Below are 18,080 nucleotides of genomic sequence, written 5' to 3' on the forward strand. Positions count from 1 at the left end.
TTTTCCCCGTCCATCCGTATATCAGGGCGAAACCGGTTTTAGGAAGAGAGGAGTGGCGGCATGGAGGATGAAAAGCTGGTACGCCGCCTGCAAAAGGGGAGCCGCACGGCGCTGGAGCAGGCCATCAACCGATATACCGCCTATGTCAGCACCATTGTCTGGCGCACCCTGGGCGCCGCCGCCACCCGGGAGGACACGGAGGAGGTGGTCTCCGACGTGTTTCTCAGCCTGTGGTCCCACGCCCATGAGCTGGACCCCAAGCAGGGCCTGCGGCCATGGCTGGGGGCGGTAGCCCGCAACCGGGCCACCGACTGCCTTCGCAGAACAAAGCCCACCGTGCCTCTGCCGGAGGACGACGGGCCGTCCCCGGCCGAGGGACCGGAGGAGACCGCCGCCGCCAAAGAGCAGGCGGAGCGGCTCTGGCAGGCGGTGGACGGCCTGGGGGAGCCGGACCGGACCCTCTTCCTCCGCCACTACTACTACGGCGAGAAGCTCAATGAGGCGGTGCGGGGTCTGGGCCTGAGCACCGGCGCGGCCCGCATCCGCCTGTCCCGGGGCAGGAAGAAGCTCCGGGAGATTCTGACGAAAGGAGGGGAAGGACTGTGAGCAGCATGGAGAAGCTCTGGAAGGACATGGAGCTGAACGGCCCATGCCCGGAAATCAACCCCGCTGACATTCGGCGGAGGGTGAACACCGCCCTCAATGCCGACCCCTCGGAGAGGAGCATCTATATGAGACAGAAAATCCGCATTGCCGCCGTCATGGCCGCCGCAATTATCGCCCTCACCGGAACCGCCCTGGCGGTGGGCACCAACTGGGACGCCCTGATGGAGCACCTGGGCATCTTCGCCCCCTATGTCCAGGACGTGGACGGTGTGTCCGTCACCGACCAGGGACTGAAGGTCAGCGTGGTGGCCGCCCTCAGCGACGAGAGCGGCACCAAGACCTACGTGTCGGTCACCGACCTGACCGGCGACCGCCTGAGCGAGAACCTGACCTACAACGGCAAGCTGAGCAGCTGCTGCATCAGCTACGACCCTGAGACCCGCACCGCCCTGCTGGAGATGCCCATGATGACCAACCGGTATTTCAACGAGGACGGCAGTCTGACCCTGACCTTTGCCAGCTTCCAGCCCGGGCTCCGGGAGCTGACGGGCATCCCCTTCCCGGAGGAGGCCCTGAGCACCGCCACCCGCCGCAGCCGCCTGTTCACTGACGAGGAGCTGACCGAGAAGTCGGTGAACTCGGGCGCTGAGGCCAGAGGCCTGCTGCCCGGCCAGAACCCGGTGAAGCTGGAGGGCACCGACCTTATCTGGATTTCCTCCTCCGGCTTTGATGAAAACGGCGTGTTCCACATCCTCTACGAGATGGCGGAGGGGGTAACGTGCGCCGCAAACCCCACCCCCTTTATGAAGCTGGACAACCGGGAGATACTCAGTTACAGAATCAACCAGCTCGTCTGGGAGGACGGACGCTATCTGGACGTCAGCTTCCCCGACAGCGATGTGTTTACCAGGGAGAGCCTGTCCCATCTGGAGCTGGAGGACATGGACATCAGGCTCTATACCGAGGCGAGCATTGAGGGAAACTGGGAGCTGACCTTCTTCCCCAAAAATCTGCCCCAGCGGTCGGCCGCCATGTCCGAGACCCTCAGCGGCATGTCCATGACCAGTGTGGACCTGACCGCCATCAGCCTCCGTCTGGAGCTGACCAGCAAGGGCGGCACTCCCGCCTCCTATCCGGTCAGCGTCTACCTAGCCGACGGCACCCGGATCGATATCGAGGGTTGGGGCCAGATTTCCGACCTGGATGAGCAGATGACCCGGGTTGTTAAGGATGGAAAGGTGTACTACGGGGTTGACGTGACAGAGCCGGGAAAGGAGCGGCACTTTGCCGTGACCTGGTATTTCCCCGCGCCTATTGACCCGGCGCAGGTCACCGGCTTCTCCCTGGGCTACCGGATGTACGCCATCCAGGACGGCGCCGCCGTCCCCACCGGCTGGCTTGCCGAGCTGCCCGGACAGGAAAAGTAACGCATAACAGTAAGACCCTCTGCTCAGAACGTCTGTGCTCTGAGCAGAGGGTCGTTTTCTGCCTTTTGGGGGACTCAGTCCTGACGCTTGACCAGAGCCTCGCCCACGGTATAGATATCGCCGGCGCCCACGGTGAGGATCAGGTCGCCGGGCCGGGCCAGCTCCGCCAGGGCGTCGGTCAGCGCGGGGAGGGTGGCGAAGTACCGGGAGCCGGGAATCCGGGCCGCCAGATCCCGGGAGGAGATGCCAATGGTATTGTCCTCCCGGGCGGCGAAAATCTCCGCCAGCAGGGTGACGTCCGGCTCCTGAAGCACCTGGACGAAGTCGTCAAACAGGGCCTTGGTGCGGGAGTAGGTGTGGGGCTGGAAGGCGCAGACAATCCGCTCATAGCCCAGGCTCCTGGCGGCAGCAAAGAGAGCCTTCAGCTCGCCGGGGTGATGGGCGTAGTCGTCGTAGACCTCAGCGCCGTGGTAGCTGCCCTTGTGCTCAAAGCGGCGTGCAGCACCCCGGAAGGCAGACAGACCCTCTTCCACGGCCTTGGCGGGCATGCCCAGCACAATGGCCGACGCGGCGGCGGCCAGGGCGTTCTTCACGTTGTGTTCCCCGGGCACCCGGAGGGACACGTGGGCGAAGGGCTGGCCCTTCCAGATGACGTCAAAGGTGGGCAGGCCGCGGCTCCAGGTCAGGTTGGCGGCGTGGACATCGCCCTCCTCCAGGCCGAAGGTGACCATGGGACGGGTCTCGCCCTCCAAGGTGTGCATGGTGTTCTCGTCGTCCCGGTTGGCCACGATGACGCCGTCCTCGGGCACTAGGTCGGCAAAGGTGCGGAAGGACTTCTCCACGTCTTCCAGGTCCTTGAAGAAGTCCAGGTGGTCGGCCTCAATGTCCAGAATCACCGCCACGGTGGGGAAGAAGGAGAGGAAGGAGTTGCAGTACTCGCAGCTCTCCAGGATGATGGTGTCGCCCCGGCCCACCCGGTGGCCGGCGCCCAGCAGGGGCAGGGTGCCGCCGATCATCACCGTGGGGTCGGCCTGGGCGGCCATGGCAATGTGGGTGCACATAGAGGTGGTGGTGGTCTTGCCATGGGTGCCCGAGATGCACAGGGCGTTCTTGTAGCCACGCATGATGGCGCCCCAGGCCTGGGCACGCTCAAACACCGGGATGCCCCGGGCGTGAGCGCCGGAGATCTCGGGGTTGTCATCGTGGGCGGCGGCGGTGCGGATGACCAGCTTGGCGCCCTTCAGGTTCTCGGCCCGGTGGCCGATGGCAATGTCGATGCCCAGGGAGCGGAGATGCTCCACTGTGGCGCTCTCATGCATGTCGGAGCCGGTGATGACCATGCCCATGCCGTGGAGCACCTCAGCCAGGGGGGCCATGGACACGCCGCCGATGCCCACCAGGTGAGCGTGGCAGCCGGGGACGAAATAATCGTGAATATTTAAATCAGACACAGGGAGCACTCCCTTTTTGAAAATATGAAATGATACTTGGCCTCTTCCAGAAAAAATATTATAATATGAACGAAGGAAAATGGCAAGGCCAATTCCATATGTCACCATTATAGACGGCAACAGTGAAAAACATACCGGAGAGAAGGTGAGCGGCGTGGAGATAAGAGAAATTCCCAGTGGCGTGGCGGCGCTGTGCGCCCGGCTGCAGTCGGCGGGATGGGAGGCCTACCCGGTGGGGGGCTGCGTCCGGGACCTGCTGCTGGGGCGTACCCCGGGGGATTGGGATGTGACCACCTCCGCCCGGCCGGAGAAGGTCATGGACCTTTTTGAACATACGGTGCCTACCGGAATCAAGCACGGCACCGTGACCGTGCTGACCGGGGACGGCGGGGTGGAGGTTACCACCTTCCGTACGGAGAGCGGCTATGCCGACGGACGGCACCCGGACGCAGTGACCTTCGGCGGCGACCTGACGGGTGACCTGTCCCGCCGGGACTTCACCATCAACGCCATGGCCCTGGGGCCGGACGGAGAGGTGATTGACCCCTTCGGCGGCCAGAAGGACTTGAAAGCCCGGCTTGTTCGCTGCGTGGGGGAGCCGGAGCGCCGCTTCCGGGAGGACGCCCTGCGGATGCTGCGGGCGGCGCGGTTCTCCGCCCAGCTGGGCTTTGCCATTGAGAGCGCCACAGCGGAGGCCCTGAGAAAGAACGCCGGACTGGCCGGACGCCTGTCCGCCGAGCGAGTGCGCACCGAGCTGGAAAAGACCCTGCTTTCCCAGTGGCCGGAGCGGGGGGAGGGGCTGTTTGCCTGGGGGCTGCTGGCCGCCTTTGTGGGAGAGAATGCCCTGCCGGACCTGACCACCCTCCACCGGGTGCCCGCCGGACCGCTGGAGCGGTGGGCGGCCCTGTGTGCCCTGCTGCTGGATGAAGGGAGTATCCGCAGCGCGGAGGAGTTCCTCAAGGCCCTGCGGCTGGACGGACGCACCGTCCGGGCCTGTGCCGCCGGCGCGGAGCTGGTCAAAACCATGCCCCGGGGTACCGTGGGATGGCGCCATGCTCTGGCGGAGCACGGTGAGGACGCCTGCACGGCAGCTGCCGCCATCGGAGCCGCCATGGTGGGCGGCACCTATCTCCAGGAGCTTGCGGAGACTTTAGCGGAGGGGAGCTGCCTGACGGTCCGGGAGCTGGCCCTCTCCGGCGCGGGGCTGGCGGCCATGGGCTACCACGGCGCGGACATCGGCGCGGCCCAGCGCCGTCTGCTGGATCATGTGCTGGACCACCCGGAGGACAACCGGCCGGAGCGGCTGAGAGAATTGCTGAAAGCAGAGTGTTAGGGGGGAGTGCAGTGGAGGAAGAAATGGGTGACGTCCGACTCACTGTGGAGCGATGGCGGGCGATCATGGCGAAGGAGCTAAATCAGGCGTCCAGGTTTGAAATCCACTGCTGGGCGGAAGAGACGGGGGAGATTGCCGCCGCGCTGGCATACGGAACCCGAAAAGAGACATCCTGGCCTTATGGGACAGTGATTACCGGAGAGGTAACGGCGGCGTTTTCCGCTTTTCTGTTGAGCCTGCCCAAGCCTGCTGATACGGAGGTCTGTGACAAAGTAACACCGTTTTTCTCTGTTTTTCTTGACAATGGCTTTAGCTCTGAGCACTATGGGACAGAGCTTAACCGGTGCTGATTCCGGCAGGGAAAGAGAATAAAGGGGACGGTCCCGCTTGGGGGCCGTCCCTTTTTTGCGTGGGACAGGCAAGCAGGGCGGCGCTGCGTCATATGGATAACAGGACGAGGAGGTGGGTGCGGTGGAGAAGCGGCAGAAGCGGGAGGGGTTGTTGGAGCGTACAGCCCAGGTCCTGGACCTGCCCGGGGACGTGGTGGCCGGGCTGCCCCGTGTGGAGCTGACGGGCAGCCGGGAGCTGCGAATGGAGAACCACAAGGGGATTCTCTCCTACGGCACGGAGGAGATTCACGTCTCAGGCGGCAAGCTGATTCTGAAAATCCGGGGCAAGGGGCTGGAGCTGAAGGCCATGAACGCCAGTGAGCTGCTGATTACAGGGGAGATTGAAGGGGTGGACCTGACATAGGGCCGCTGGAGGTGGAGCATGCAGAAGGTGATCAATTTTCTCCGGGGCAGCGTGCGCCTGGAGGCGGAGGGGGCCTTTCCCGAGCGGTTTCTCAACCTGTGCGCCCAGAACGGCGTGGCCTTCTGGGCCGTGGAGTGGCTGGAGACAGGCCGGGTGGCCATTACCGTCCCCCGGCGTGACGCCAGACGGGCCCAGGCCCTGGGGGAGCGGGCCTCCTGTCAGGTCCAGCGGCAGAGGACCGGCGGCGTCCCCTTTTTCCTGGCCCGGTTCCGCAAACGGTACGCCCTGCTGACAGGATTGGTTTTTTCCCTGGCGGCTGTGTGCGTCTTGTCCCAGTTTGTGCTCAATGTGGAGGTGTCGGGCAACGAGGCTGTCACCACGGCGGAGATTCTCACCGAGTTGCGCCGCCTGGGGGTGCGCCCCGGGGTGTATGGACCGGGCATCGACCCGGCGGCCACGGCCCAGAAGCTGCTGCTGCAGCTGGACGATCTGTCCTGGTGCGCCATAAACCTGAAGGGCACCGTGGCCGAGGTGCTGGTGCGGGAGCGCATCGAGCCGCCGGAGGTGGTGGACGAGACCGAACTGGGGGATGTGGTGGCCACGGTACCCGGCATTGTGACCCAGGTGGAGGTGCTGGGCGGCGAGCCCGCTGTGGAGGAAGGGGACACGGTGGTGGAGGGACAGGTGCTCATCACCGGCAATATCCACATGGAGGGGGCGGAGTACAGCGGCATCGACCTGGGGTGGCGTCAGGTGCGTGCCCAGGGCCGGGTATACGCCCGCACCTGGCGCACCCTGGAGGCGGAAATCCCCCTGACGGCCCAGGTTAAGGTCTACACCGGGGAGGAGAAATCCTTCTGGTCCCTGAGCCTGCTGGGGTGGCGGGTCAATTTTTATGGAAACAGTGGAATTTCCTATGAGAGGTATGATAAAATAAACGACGTATGGACCGCCCATCTGCCAGGCGGACAGGAGATGCCCCTGTCCCTGACCAGAGAGACGGTCCGGGCTTACGAGACCGCCACCGCCCAGATGGACGCCGCTGCGGCGGAGAAGCTGCTCCGGGCGCAGCTGGAGGAGGACCTTCTGGCTGCTCTGGGAGAGACGGGAGAGGTGGTCTCCATGGATTTTGCCGCCCAGGAACTGGACGGCATGCTCATCGTCCGGCTCCAGGCCGAGTGCCGGGAGGAGATCGGGCGGTTTGTGCCCTATGAGGGACAGCAGGAAAATGAAACCCAGCCGGCGGAGGAACAAGGCTCTTCCGGCTGAAGCAGCGAGGAGCGTAGAAGCTTGATTGAACAGACGATAAGCATGGAGCGAATGGAGGAGGCCGTCAATATCTTCGGCTCCTTCGACGAGAATATCCGCATCATCGAGCGGGAGCTGGGCGTCACGGTGGTGAGCCGGGACGGAGAGCTGAAGGTGTCCGGTGAGGCGGAAAACGTGATGTACGGCGTCAAGGCCATTGAGGGGCTCATGTCCCTCTCCGCCCGGGGCGAGACCATCAACGAGCAGAACGTGCGCTATATCATCTCCCTGATCCGGTCGGGCAATGAGGACCGGATCGGGGACCTGGCCAGAGACGTGCTGTGCGTCACCGCCAAGGGCAAGCCCATCAAGGCCAAGACCATCGGACAGAAGAAGTACGTGGAGGCCATCAAGAAGAACCTGGTCACCCTGGGCATCGGCCCAGCGGGTACCGGCAAGACCTATCTGGCGGTGGCCGCGGCGGTGGCCGCCTTCCGGGACAAGCAGGTCAACCGCATCATCCTCACCCGCCCGGCGGTGGAGGCCGGCGAGCGGCTGGGCTTCCTGCCCGGCGACCTGCAGAGCAAGGTGGACCCTTATCTGCGGCCCCTGTACGACGCGCTCTTTGAGATGCTGGGGCCTGAGACCTATCAGAAGTATCTGGAGCGGGGCAACATCGAGGTGGCCCCTCTGGCCTACATGCGTGGCCGCACCCTGGACGACAGCTTCATCATTCTGGACGAGGCACAGAACACCTCTCGGGAGCAGATGAAGATGTTCCTGACCCGCATGGGCTTTGGCTCCAAGATTGTCATCACCGGCGACGTGACCCAGATTGACCTGCCCAGCGACAAGGTCTCCGGCCTGAAGGAGGCCATGCGGGTGCTCAATGGTGTGGAGGACATCGCCATCTGCCGTCTGGGCCAGGCCGACGTGGTGCGTCACGTCATTGTCCAGCGGATCATCAAGGCCTACGAGGAGGACGAAAACCGCCGTAACGCAAAGAAGGAGAAGCGGTGAAGGGATTTCCCAAGGAGGGATAAAGTGTGACCCGTTTTGAATGGTTCGGCTATACGGTGGAGGTGGACGAGCCTGCCACCCGGGATTATTACGCCCAGGCGGAGCCCTGGGACTGTGAATGCGGCCACTGCCGCAATTTCGTGGCTCTGGCCCGGGAACGGAAGCTGCCGGAGGCGCTGCTGGCGATTCTGGACAGTGCGTCCATCCCGCCGGAGAAGGCCACCTATGTGTGTGAGCTTTACCACGAGGAGAATTGGCGGGAGAAGGGGCTGCTCTACGAGCTGTCCTGGCGCGTGGCGGGCACCATTCTGGACAGGCCCGCCGGGAAGGATAACGGCCCCGATTGGGGGCCGCTGGTGAAGCTCCCCTGGGGCGACATGATACTGGGCCATGAGACCTTCCCGGTGGCGCCGGAATTTCCACTGCCCCACTTTGACATGGATTTTACCCTGTATCTGCCCTGGGTGCTGGAGGAGCATGTGGACAGCCCGGAGAAAAAGAAGGAGGATGCTCCATGAACCATGAACTGATTATTGAGACCGAGGTGGAGGGCGCCGAGCCTTACGCCGACCTGCTGCGGCAGGTCATTCCCGCCGCCCTGGAGGCGGAGGGAGTGGACGTGCCCTGGGAGGTGGACGTGCTCTTCACCGACGACGAGGGCATCCACCAGATCAACCTGGAGCAGCGGGAGGTGGACCGCCCCACTGATGTGCTGTCCTTCCCCATGTTTGACCTCCAGCCAGGAGAGCACCCCACTGAGGAGGACGCCGACCCGGGCACCGGCCTGGTGCCCCTGGGGGACATGGTCATCTCCCTGGAGCGGGCCCAGGCCCAGGGGGAGGAGTACGGCCACGGCACCCGCCGGGAGGTGGCCTATCTGGCCGTCCACTCGCTGCTCCACCTGCTGGGGTACGACCACATGGACGAGGGTCCCATGAAAGCCCAGATGCGGGAGCGTGAAGAGGCCATCCTGGAGCAGCTGGGGATTACCAGAGAACAGGAGGGGCAATGATGCGGTACGGATACATCATCGGCGGGGGCCTGCTCTCCATCGCCCTTTTCTATCTTATCATGATGGTGCTGGGCGGCCTGGGCGCGGGAGATGGAATCATCGAGCTGCTGGTGGTGCTTCTCGTCATGGCTTTGCCGGGCATCGTCATCGGTGCGGCTGCGGCTGTGCGGGAGATGCGTGAGAAGGAGCTCTCCGAGCTGAAGGAGGAGTTGTCCGCCATTCGCGCCCTGCTGGAGAAGCAGGACAAACAGTGAAGTATACGGCCTGAAAAAGACCGCAAATGAATAAAATTGCTCAAGAAAGTTGAGGATAACCTATGGAAATCAAAAAATCCGGCATGATCGCCATTGTGGGACGGCCCAATGTGGGCAAGTCCACCCTGACAAACGCCCTGGTGGGCGAGAAAATCGCCATCGTCACCAACAAGCCCCAGACCACCCGCAACCGCATCTGCGCCGTGCTCAACCGGGATGAGTGCCAGTTTGTGTTTATGGACACGCCGGGCCTCCACCGGGCCCGGACCCGTCTGGGCGACTACATGGTGAAGGTGGTGCGGGACAGCGTGGCCGACGTGGACGCGGTCATGCTGCTGGTGGAGCCCATCCCCCACGTGGGCGGGCCGGAGGAGGAGCTCATCAAGCGCATCAAGGCCCTGGGGGTGCCCTCCGTGCTGGTCATCAATAAGATTGATACCGTGAAGAAGGACGAACTGCTCTCTGTCATGCAGGCCTACGGCGAGAAGCACAGCTTCGACGCTATCCTGCCCATCTCCGCCAAGAACGGCGAGGGCCTGGAGGAGCTGCTCAAGGTGCTGGGTGAGTTCCTGCCCGAGGGCCCCCAGCTCTTCCCCGAGGACATGGTCACCGACCAGCCCGAGCGGCAGGTATGCGCCGAGATTGTCCGGGAGAAGCTGCTCCTCTGCCTGGACAAGGAGATTCCCCACGGCACCGCCGTGGAGGTCACCCGGTTCATCGAACGGGACGACGGGGTCATTGAGATGGACGCCACCATTTACTGCGAGAAGGACTCTCACAAGGGCATTATCATCGGCAAGGGCGGCGCCATGCTCAAGAAGATCTCCACCCTGGCCCGGCAGGACATCGAGCGCTTTATGGGCACCAAGGTGTTCCTCCAGACCTGGGTGAAGGTAAAAGAAAACTGGCGCGATAATCTGAATCTCATCCAGAACTTTGGCTATCGGGACGAGTAAGTCTGCTCTGAAAGATGTATTTTCGACAGTCTGCCGCAAAATTTACCGTTCATAAACAAGCCGCTCCGGGCCAAGCTATGGGCGAGGGGGCTTGGATATGGACTGTGAGACCATGTGGCGGCTGTTTCTTGCCACCGGACTGCCCGAGGCGTACAGCCTGTACGCCCGCCTGCGGGAAGAGACGGAGCGGGAGGAAGAGAGCAAAACCGCATAGCGCACTGTTTCGGCCGGCCCGGTGAACCACACTGTTCGCCGGGCCGGTTCGGTCCAGCGCGAACTACATACTGCGTGGTGAAGCATATGAATGTGACAACACAGGGCATTGTCCTGCGGGAGGTCAATTACAAGGAATCGGATAAAATCCTCACCGTCCTTACCCGGGACCTGGGGAAGCTGACAGTGAAGGCCAGGGGCTGCCGGCGGAAGAACAGCCCGCTGGCTGCCGCGTCTCAGCTGCTGGTGTATTCGGAACTGACCCTGTTCGAGTACCGGGACTACTGGTCCATGGACCAGGGGGACTCGCTGGAGCAGTTCTGGGGCGTGCGGCAGGACGTGGAGAAGCTGGCCCTTGGCTCCTACTTTGCTGAGGTGATGGAGGCGGTGGCCGAGGAGGGAAGGCCGGACCCGGCCCTTCTGTCCCTCATCCTCAACTCCCTCTACGCACTGGACAAGCTCAGCAAGCCCCTGCCCCTGGTGAAGGCGGCCTATGAGCTCAAGCTGCTGTCCCTGGCGGGGTACGAGCCCATGCTGGATGCCTGCGCAGTGTGCGGCGTGCCCGAGCCGGAGGAGCCCCGGCTCCACCTGAGGGAGGGTGTGCTTCACTGCGCCCGCTGCCGGGGCGGCGTAGGGGACGGGGTGTCCATGCCCCTGGACGGTCCGTCTCTGGCCGCTATGCGCCATGTGGTGATGGGCGATCCCAAGCGGTTGTTCTCCTTTCGACTGGATGCGCCCGCCCAGAAAAAGATGAGCGATGTGTGCGAGGCCTTTCTGCTCACCCAGCTGGAGCGGGGCTTCGGCACACTGGACTTTTACAAGCGTATCACTGCCTTCCAGCCGTGATATGCACGGTCCGCCGGCCCTGGAGATATCACAGTTCCGCATCCGGCGGATTTTTCCTTGCATTTTTCCTGAGGCAGGGCTATAATGGCCTCTATCAGGCAGAGTAGGAGCGCGTGTGCAGTACCTCGCAAGAGGTCCAGTGCCGGCGGGACGGGGAGTTGTCCGCCGGACGAAAAGCCACAGGCTTGCAGTACGCCCTCCGCATCCCGCTGCCGCATATCAGGCGCGCCGTGGGAGAGCACGGCCCTCCTCTGTGCGGCATTCCCGCCCTGTGCGGGCTGCCGAATACAGAAGGAGGATTTTTTATGCTCATTTACCAGAACCGGACCATGTTCAAAACGCCTTTCTCCGCCGGCTATTGGCGCTGTGCCGTGGAGGAGTTCCGCAGTCTGCGCAGCATGGTGTTCGCGGCATTGATGATTGCCGCCTGCATTATTCTCTCCAAGTTCTCCATCCCCATCTACGCGGGCCTGAAAATCAGCTTCGGCTTTCTGGCCCGGTCCCTGTGCGCTCTGGTGTGCGGTCCGGTGACTGCCCTGGTGTTCGGCGCGGCGGAGGATACCCTGTCGTTCTTTCTCTCCTCCAGCGGCGACCCCTATTTCCCGGGTTATATGCTCACCACCATGCTGGGCACCCTGATTTATGCCCTGTTCTTCTACCGGGCCCGGGTGACGGTGCTGCGGATTTTCCTGGCCAAGCTGTGCACCAACATTCTCAATGTGTTCCTGGGCAGTCTGTGGAGCGCAATTCTGTACAGCAAGGGCTACCTCTATTATATGACCAACAGCATGATTAAGAATACTCTGATGCTCCCTGTTCAGACGCTCATGCTGGTGGTGCTCTTCGGGGCTCTGGTGCCGGTACTTTACCGGATGGGAGCCCTGCCCAACCAGGCCGAGCGGCGCCTGGCGCTGATTTGAATGAAAAAGAGGAGGATGCGCCAGCATCCTCCTCTTTTTCATCGAAATACAGTCTCCGCGCCTGCTTTGCTGCATCCCTCCGGCGCATAGTGCCAGCAGTCCAGCCGTCCGCTGGGGGGCAGAAAGTAAGCCGGAGGCTGGGGCCTCTCCGGCGGCAGCTTCTCAATGACCAGCAGCTTGATTTTCATCCGCTCGGGGAAGATGGCCTTGATGTATACAGATACCCGGTCCCCCTCGTGCAGGTCTCCTCTGGGTTCTGCCAGACCGGACAGATTGGGGGAGAGCTCCACAAAGACGCCATATTCTTTGATGCCGCGCACCCAGCCGGGGACCGTCATGCCGGCGGCGAACCGGGCGGCGTTTTCCTGCCAGGTGCCCAGCAGCTCCCGGTGGGAGAGGACGACCCGTCCCAGCTCCGGGCAGGTCTCCAGCACCACGGCGAAAATTTCCTGTCCAACGGTAAAACGCCGGTCCGGGTGGGGAATCCGGGAGACAGAGATACGCTCGATGCTGATCATGGACGGCACACCGCAGCCGACGTCCACAAAAGCGCCAAAGGGCTCCAGATGGGTTACGGTGGCAGGGAGAACCATGCCGGGCTCCACAGTATCCATCAGCCGTTCCAATGCCATAGCCTGGGCGGCCCGCCGGGAGAGCCGAGGCCGGATCAGCCCGGCTTCCTGTTCGACTGCCTCAACTGTAAAGGAAATAGGTTTTCCAACACGGGAGAGAATTGCAATTTCCCGTGTGGTTCCCTCCGCAATACCCAGCGCCGCTTCCTTCCGGGGAATATAGCCTGTAAAGGGGCCTAGTACGACAGATAGATTGTGCTCTGCGTCGCAGAGAATAGCCTTTCCCTCCAGCACCCGCCGTTCCTTCATGGCCTGGATGAGCCCTGTTTTTGTGGCGCAGAGGGCCCGATTTTCCTCGGTGTGCAGCAGCCGCCCTTCAGGCGGTAACAGAGTCGTCAATTTCACCAAATCCTTTCGGCCGCAGCGGAGATTTTTTCCGATAGGTCACTATATGCGGTTTGGCTCTGCGAATTGACAGAGAAAGGGAAAGAAACTTATAATATAGAAAACATAGCCAATTCTATTTCAGATGACCTGGGCTGGACAGGAGGAATTTCCATGGATGTGCGGGTAGGCGATGTACTGGAGCTGAAGAAGGAGCATCCCTGCGGCAGCAAGCGCTGGCAGGTGCTGCGGGTGGGAATGGACTTTAAGCTGCGCTGCGAGGGCTGCGGCCATGAGCTGATGCTGCCGCGCAGTAAGGTGGAGAAAAGCATCAAAAAAATTCTTCGTACCGGGGAGGAAAATGCATGAAGGAACTGTGGAGCGAACGGATTCGGGAGCTGGTGCCCTATACGCCGGGGGAGCAGCCCAGGGAGCGGAAGTTCATCAAACTGAATACCAATGAAAATCCCTATCCCCCCTCCGCACTGGTGACAGAGGCCATCCGGCAGGAGGCGGGCAGCGCTCTGCGGCTCTACCCAGACCCGGAGTGCACCGAGCTGCGGGAGATCATTGCCTCTTACCACGGTCTGACTCCGGAGCAGATTTTTGTGGGCAATGGTTCGGACGAAGTGCTGGCCATGTGCTTCTATGCGTTTTTCACGCCGGGAAAGACTGTGGTTTTCCCGGATGTTACATACAGCTTTTATCCCGTCTATGCCAAGCTCTTCGGCCTGGATTACCGGGAGATTCCCCTGGATGAAAATTTCGGCGTGCCGGTGAAGGAATTCCTGGGCAATAACGGCGGCGTGGTCATCGCCAACCCCAACGCGCCCACGGGCCGGGATTTGCCTCTCCACGCCATCCGGGAGATTGCCGACGCAAACCCGGAGGCAGTGGTGATGGTGGACGAAGCCTATGTGGACTTCGGCGCCCACTCGGCGGTGGCGCTGCTGTCCGTCTGTCCCAACCTGGTGGTGGTGCGCACCCTGTCCAAATCCCGGTCTCTGGCGGGCCTGCGGGTGGGCTATGCCATGGGCAGCGCCGACCTGATTACCGCCATCAACTGCGTGAAGAACTCCTTTAACTCCTATACTGTGGACCGGCTGGCCCAGGCAGGGGCGGCGGCTGCCATCCGGGATGACGCCTATTTCCGCTGTGTGGTGGCCAAGGTGAACAATACCCGGGAGGTCACGGCCTGCCGCCTGAAGCAGATGGGATTTAAAGTTTATGATTCAACGGCCAACTTCCTCTTCATCTCCCACGAGAATGCTCCCGCCAAGGCACTGCTGGACGGCCTGCGGGATCGGGGTATCCTGGTGCGCTGGTGGGATAAGCCCCGCATTTCCAACTGCCTGCGGGTGTCCATCGGCACAGATAAGGATATGGACACCTTTTGCCGGGTCATGGAGGAGCTGATCAAGCAGTTCCCTGGGGACTGACAGAGAGAAAAAATTCCCCCTCCGGCTTTCCAAATGCGTAAAAGGGCGATATAATAAAAAAAGAACCCCATATTGCCAACGATTTATTACAGAAACGGAGGGACCCCTTGTGACGGAAAATGTGGTAAAGGTACTGAAAGCGAACGTGTGGAGTGTGGCTACCTGCTCCGATGTTCCCAACGTAGTTCCGGTGGGCTTCAAGGATGTCACTGAGGATGGGCTGCTGGTGGTAGGCGATGTGATGATGGACACCACCATGAAGAATGTGCAGGCCAACGGAAAGATCGCCATCTCCGCCTTTGATCCCAAAACCTCGGAAGGCTATCAGGTCAAAGGGACCGCCGTGTACCAGACTGAAGGACCGGTGGTGGACGCGCTTCGGGAGAAGGCTATGGCGGTGTTCCAGGGCGCCATGACGGTTAAAGGCGCACTGGTCATCACGCCGGATAAGGTAATCGTCACCTCTCCTGGACCGGACAACAAGAAGGTACTGTAAGGTATATCCTGTACAAACAATAGCAGCGAAAGGGAGCGGCCCGGGCATTGCCCGGGCCGCTCCCTTTCGCTGCTGTCCATATGAGAGGTCAGTCGTCGGCCAAAATAATCGTTCCATTCTCCACACGCTCCACGCGGGCAAGGGCCTCCACGCGAAAGCCCATGCGGCGCAGCACCTTGCCGCCGTCCTGCATGGCCTTCTCAATGGCCACGGCCACGCCGACAACTTCTGCCCTGGCTTTGGATACAATCTCCGCCAGGCCCAGGACGGACTGCCCGTTGGCCAGAATATCATCCACCAACAGCACCCGGTCGTCCTCCTCCAGATAGCGCTTGGAGACCCGCAGGGTATAGGATTTTTCCAGGGAAAAGGAGTGGGTCTCGGCAGAATAGACGTCCGGATCAATGTACCCGGTCTGAAACTTCTTGGCATAAATAACCGGGACATCCAGCGCCCGGCCCACAAAGCAGGCCACTGCAATGCCGGAACTCTCGGCAGTGAGCACTTTGGTCACTTTCTCCCCGCGGAAGCGTTTGGCAAGCGCCGTGCCCACATGCTCTATCAGGTCCATATCCATGCAGTGGTTGAGAAACATATCCACCCGGATGATATTGCCGTCTCCAACCTCAGCGTCATGGAGAAGCCGGCGTTTCAGATCGTCCATTTTCTTTCCTTTCTGTGCTGTCCGGCCAGAGCCGGGCAGGGAATTGAGTCAGCAATTCGGTTTAGAATATTTGCAAGCGCCTGTGATTATCTTCATTATAGAGCATATAAAGCACAGACGCAACAGGAAGTGGCGGGCTTGAATTGATATTATAGACGAAAGAGGAAAAAACTGCAAGCGCGAGTGGACGGACAGAGCCTCCGAGAGATTTCGCGGAAGCGAAATTTTTGAAATATCAGCCTTCACTCCCTGCAAGAGCAGCATGCTCGTGCGCGCTGTGCCCGGCGAGGGAAAGCGGCCGTCATATCTGCTGACAGCCGGGGAGATGCGGAGAAAAAGCAGGGCAAGAGGTGAGAAAGGTTAAGAGAAAGGTTATACAAGGAGAAATGCAAGTTGAATTCCAACTTATCGCAATTTTGCATATTGACAAAGCGGTTGTTTCACTGTAAAGTAATTGATATACGCGTCGCGTGCCCGGTGGGCCGGGCGGGAGAAAGTGAGGAGCGCTTAATGAACGTTTTGTTTGAGAAATTCACACTTCCGCAGGAGCTGCAGAACATCATTTATAACAGCCCCAGCGTTATCATTCCGGAGAGCAAGGAAGTGCTGTTTGAGCTGATTTTCGGCAACGAGTACACCGATAAGATCGAGGTACTCTACGATGTCAACGGCAAAAATGTGAAGGAAGCGGAGGTTGTGCGCTGCAAAAACGGCGCTTCTGTCAACTTCACGGAGGACTATATGCGCCGCCGCGACCCGGACTGCATGCGCATCGCGGACGACGGCCCCACCGACAAGCCCCGCTTTGCCGACGTCTATGGCTACGATTTCTCTGAGCTGCGGGAGGAGACCTTCCGCTGGCTCACCCGGCAGGAACTGATTTTGGTGCCCTTTAAGGCCGGCGGCTATCAGTACGGCTACGACTCCGTGCTGCTCTGCCCCCGGAACGCGGCCTTCTTCGCCTTTACCCTGGCCCAGTTGCAGGCCTTTGTGGACATAAAGAACGTGGAGCACTTCAAGCCCCGCTCTGTGGTGTATGTGGCGCCGCCCTTCCGCCATACCCATTTTAAGGGGAAGCAGGTGGTGGTTCACAGCCGCCACGAGGACCTGCACGAGATTTTTTCCTACAACCTCTATCCCGGTCCCTCCGCCAAGAAGGGCATTTACAGCGTCCTGCTGGACATCGGCGAGCGGGAGGGCTGGGTCACTGCCCATGCCAGCACCGCCCGTATCATCACCCCCTATGAGAATGAGATGGTCATGATGCATGAGGGCGCTTCCGGCGGCGGCAAGAGCGAGCTGCTCCAGGATGTGCAGCGGGGCTCCGATGGCCGCGTGCTGCTGGGCGTAAGCACCATCACCGGTGACGAGCGGTATATCAGCATGAGCGACACCTGTACCATTGAGCCCGTCACCGACGACATGGCCATCTGCCATCCCTCGTTCCAGAAGAGCAATGGAAAGCTGGCTGTGGCCGACGGCGAGGACGGCTGGTTTGTCCGGGTGGACGGCATTACCAAGTACGGCAGCGACCCCCTCTATGAGGAGATCTCCATCCACAGCAAGGAGCCCCTGGTATTCTTCAACATCGACGGCGTTCCCCGCGCCACCTGCCTGCTGTGGGAGCACACTCTGGACTCTGACGGCAAGCCCTGCCCCAACCCTCGGGTGATTATCCCCCGTCGCATGATCCCCAACATTGTCTGGTCCCCCGTGGAGGTGGACGTGCGCTCCTTCGGCGTGCGTATGCCCCCCTGTACCGCCAAAAAGCCTACCTATGGTATTATGGGCCTGATGCACATTATTCCGCCCGCCCTGGCCTGGCTGTGGCGCCTGGTGGCCCCTCGGGGCTTCAATAACCCCAGCATTGCCTCCAGCGGATCCGGCCTGGCCAGCGAAGGCGTGGGCTCCTACTGGCCCTTTGCCACCGGCCTGCGGGTGCGGCAGGCCAACCTGCTGCTGGAGCAGATTCTGGCCTGCAGCGCCACCCGCTATGTCCTTATCCCCAACCAGCACATCGGCGTGTATAAGGTGGGCTTTGCCGCCGAGTGGATCGCCCGCGAGTATCTGGCCCGCCGCGGCGGCGTGAACATGAAGATGGACCGTCTGCTGCCTGCCCGCTGTGCTCTGTTGGGCTACGACCTGAAGGAGATGAAGGTGGACGGCCAGCGCATCTCCAGCAAATTCCTCCGGCCTGAGACGCAGGAGCTGCTGGGCGAGGAGGCCTACGACAAGGGTGCCGAGATCCTCTACAAGTTCTTCGAGAAGGAACTGGCCGTGTACGACGTGGAGGAGCTGCACCCGGTGGGCAAGGAGATTCTGGAGTGCTTCAAGAAGCGCGGCTCTATTCAGGACTATTGCAATATTATTCCTCTGGGCCTGGAGTAAGCCGGACAGCACAAAAAATCCGGCGGACGGGCGGCGCCTGCTGCCCTCTTCCCGGTAAAAGAAAAGATAGGAAAAAGGGAGCTGGAAAGGCTCCCTTT

General features: G+C 61.4%; 20 protein-coding genes and 1 riboswitch. Of the genes, 17 read left to right on the plus strand and 3 right to left on the minus strand.

Features of this window, described 5'->3' with window-relative positions:
* The first annotated feature begins 60 nt into the window (after positions 1-60).
* Positions 61-606, plus strand: a complete 546-nt coding sequence (locus Q0K06_RS05300) for a sigma-70 family RNA polymerase sigma factor (protein WP_294549516.1) — start codon at positions 61-63, stop codon at positions 604-606.
* Positions 603-2,033: a hypothetical protein gene (locus Q0K06_RS05305; RefSeq protein ID WP_294549519.1), complete on the plus strand. Its 1,431-nt coding sequence runs from the start codon at positions 603-605 to the stop codon at positions 2,031-2,033. Before Q0K06_RS05300 ends, Q0K06_RS05305 begins: the two co-directional genes overlap by 4 nt.
* Before the next feature lie 74 nt (positions 2,034-2,107).
* On the opposite strand, the gene murC is transcribed toward Q0K06_RS05305, so the two are convergent.
* Positions 2,108-3,484, minus strand: coding sequence for a UDP-N-acetylmuramate--L-alanine ligase (gene murC, locus Q0K06_RS05310; RefSeq protein ID WP_294549522.1), 1,377 nt, complete (start codon positions 3,482-3,484; stop codon positions 2,108-2,110).
* A 79-nt stretch (positions 3,485-3,563) separates the two neighbouring features.
* On the opposite strand from murC, the gene Q0K06_RS05315 reads away from it, so the two are divergent.
* The 11 genes from Q0K06_RS05315 to Q0K06_RS05365 all read left to right on the plus strand — a co-directional run bounded on the left by Q0K06_RS05315 (position 3,564) and on the right by Q0K06_RS05365 (position 12,039).
* Positions 3,564-4,817 (plus strand): tRNA nucleotidyltransferase, encoded by a 1,254-nt coding sequence (locus Q0K06_RS05315; RefSeq protein ID WP_294549525.1) that lies wholly within the window; start codon positions 3,564-3,566, stop codon positions 4,815-4,817.
* Between the two features lie 11 nt (positions 4,818-4,828).
* Entirely contained in the window at positions 4,829-5,167 is a 339-nt protein-coding gene (locus tag Q0K06_RS05320) for a hypothetical protein (protein ID WP_294549528.1), read from the plus strand.
* Between the two features lie 121 nt (positions 5,168-5,288).
* Positions 5,289-5,570 (plus strand): YabP/YqfC family sporulation protein, encoded by a 282-nt coding sequence (locus Q0K06_RS05325; protein ID WP_294549531.1) that lies wholly within the window; start codon positions 5,289-5,291, stop codon positions 5,568-5,570.
* 18 nt (positions 5,571-5,588) lie between these two features.
* Positions 5,589-6,839 carry a sporulation protein YqfD gene (locus Q0K06_RS05330; protein WP_294549534.1) on the plus strand — a complete coding sequence of 417 codons (1,251 nt, stop codon included), beginning with the start codon at positions 5,589-5,591 and terminating at the stop codon, positions 6,837-6,839.
* 42 nt (positions 6,840-6,881) lie between these two features.
* Positions 6,882-7,838: a PhoH family protein gene (locus Q0K06_RS05335; RefSeq protein WP_294549589.1), complete on the plus strand. Its 957-nt coding sequence runs from the start codon at positions 6,882-6,884 to the stop codon at positions 7,836-7,838.
* Between the two features lie 26 nt (positions 7,839-7,864).
* Positions 7,865-8,356, plus strand: coding sequence for a hypothetical protein (locus Q0K06_RS05340; RefSeq protein WP_294549537.1), 492 nt, complete (start codon positions 7,865-7,867; stop codon positions 8,354-8,356).
* Positions 8,353-8,850, plus strand: a complete 498-nt coding sequence (gene ybeY / locus Q0K06_RS05345) for an rRNA maturation RNase YbeY (protein ID WP_294549540.1) — start codon at positions 8,353-8,355, stop codon at positions 8,848-8,850. Before Q0K06_RS05340 ends, ybeY begins: the two co-directional genes overlap by 4 nt.
* Positions 8,847-9,104, plus strand: coding sequence for a hypothetical protein (locus Q0K06_RS05350; protein ID WP_294549543.1), 258 nt, complete (start codon positions 8,847-8,849; stop codon positions 9,102-9,104). Before ybeY ends, Q0K06_RS05350 begins: the two co-directional genes overlap by 4 nt.
* A 62-nt stretch (positions 9,105-9,166) precedes the next feature.
* A complete protein-coding gene (gene era, locus Q0K06_RS05355; protein ID WP_294549547.1) occupies positions 9,167-10,060 on the plus strand; it encodes a GTPase Era in 894 nt (297 codons plus the stop codon).
* A 300-nt stretch (positions 10,061-10,360) separates the two neighbouring features.
* Positions 10,361-11,119 carry a DNA repair protein RecO gene (recO, locus tag Q0K06_RS05360; protein WP_294549549.1) on the plus strand — a complete coding sequence of 253 codons (759 nt, stop codon included), beginning with the start codon at positions 10,361-10,363 and terminating at the stop codon, positions 11,117-11,119.
* A gap of 97 nt (positions 11,120-11,216) precedes the next feature.
* Positions 11,217-11,333, plus strand: a riboswitch (THF riboswitch).
* Positions 11,334-11,424: 91 nt separating this feature from the next.
* Complete coding sequence (locus Q0K06_RS05365) at positions 11,425-12,039, plus strand: folate family ECF transporter S component (protein ID WP_294549552.1); 615 nt, start codon at positions 11,425-11,427, stop codon at positions 12,037-12,039.
* 38 nt (positions 12,040-12,077) lie between these two features.
* On the opposite strand, the gene Q0K06_RS05370 is transcribed toward Q0K06_RS05365, so the two are convergent.
* Positions 12,078-13,016 (minus strand): S1 RNA-binding domain-containing protein, encoded by a 939-nt coding sequence (locus Q0K06_RS05370; RefSeq protein ID WP_365924765.1) that lies wholly within the window; start codon positions 13,014-13,016, stop codon positions 12,078-12,080.
* A 153-nt stretch (positions 13,017-13,169) separates the two neighbouring features.
* Here Q0K06_RS05370 and Q0K06_RS05375 point away from each other — a divergent pair, with 153 nt between their 5' ends.
* The 3 genes from Q0K06_RS05375 to Q0K06_RS05385 all read left to right on the plus strand — a co-directional run bounded on the left by Q0K06_RS05375 (position 13,170) and on the right by Q0K06_RS05385 (position 14,930).
* The gene (locus tag Q0K06_RS05375) at positions 13,170-13,364 is read left to right on the plus strand and encodes a DUF951 domain-containing protein (protein WP_294549558.1); all 195 of its coding nucleotides are present in this window, start codon (positions 13,170-13,172) and stop codon (positions 13,362-13,364) included.
* Positions 13,361-14,434, plus strand: a complete 1,074-nt coding sequence (gene hisC, locus Q0K06_RS05380; protein WP_294549562.1) for a histidinol-phosphate transaminase — start codon at positions 13,361-13,363, stop codon at positions 14,432-14,434. Before Q0K06_RS05375 ends, hisC begins: the two co-directional genes overlap by 4 nt.
* A 109-nt stretch (positions 14,435-14,543) precedes the next feature.
* Positions 14,544-14,930, plus strand: coding sequence for a pyridoxamine 5'-phosphate oxidase family protein (locus Q0K06_RS05385; RefSeq protein WP_294549565.1), 387 nt, complete (start codon positions 14,544-14,546; stop codon positions 14,928-14,930).
* Between the two features lie 88 nt (positions 14,931-15,018).
* Here Q0K06_RS05385 and Q0K06_RS05390 read toward each other — a convergent pair whose 3' ends face one another.
* On the minus strand, positions 15,019-15,594 hold the full coding sequence (locus Q0K06_RS05390; RefSeq protein ID WP_294549567.1) for a xanthine phosphoribosyltransferase: 576 nt from the start codon (positions 15,592-15,594) through the stop codon (positions 15,019-15,021).
* A gap of 510 nt (positions 15,595-16,104) precedes the next feature.
* Between Q0K06_RS05390 and Q0K06_RS05395 the strand changes: the two genes are divergently transcribed.
* Entirely contained in the window at positions 16,105-17,982 is a 1,878-nt protein-coding gene (locus tag Q0K06_RS05395; RefSeq protein ID WP_294549570.1) for a DUF4914 family protein, read from the plus strand.
* The last annotated feature ends 98 nt before the right edge of the window (positions 17,983-18,080 follow it).

This window comes from uncultured Pseudoflavonifractor sp. (assembly GCF_944387805.1).
Taxonomy (GTDB): Bacteria; Bacillota; Clostridia; order Oscillospirales; family Oscillospiraceae; genus Pseudoflavonifractor.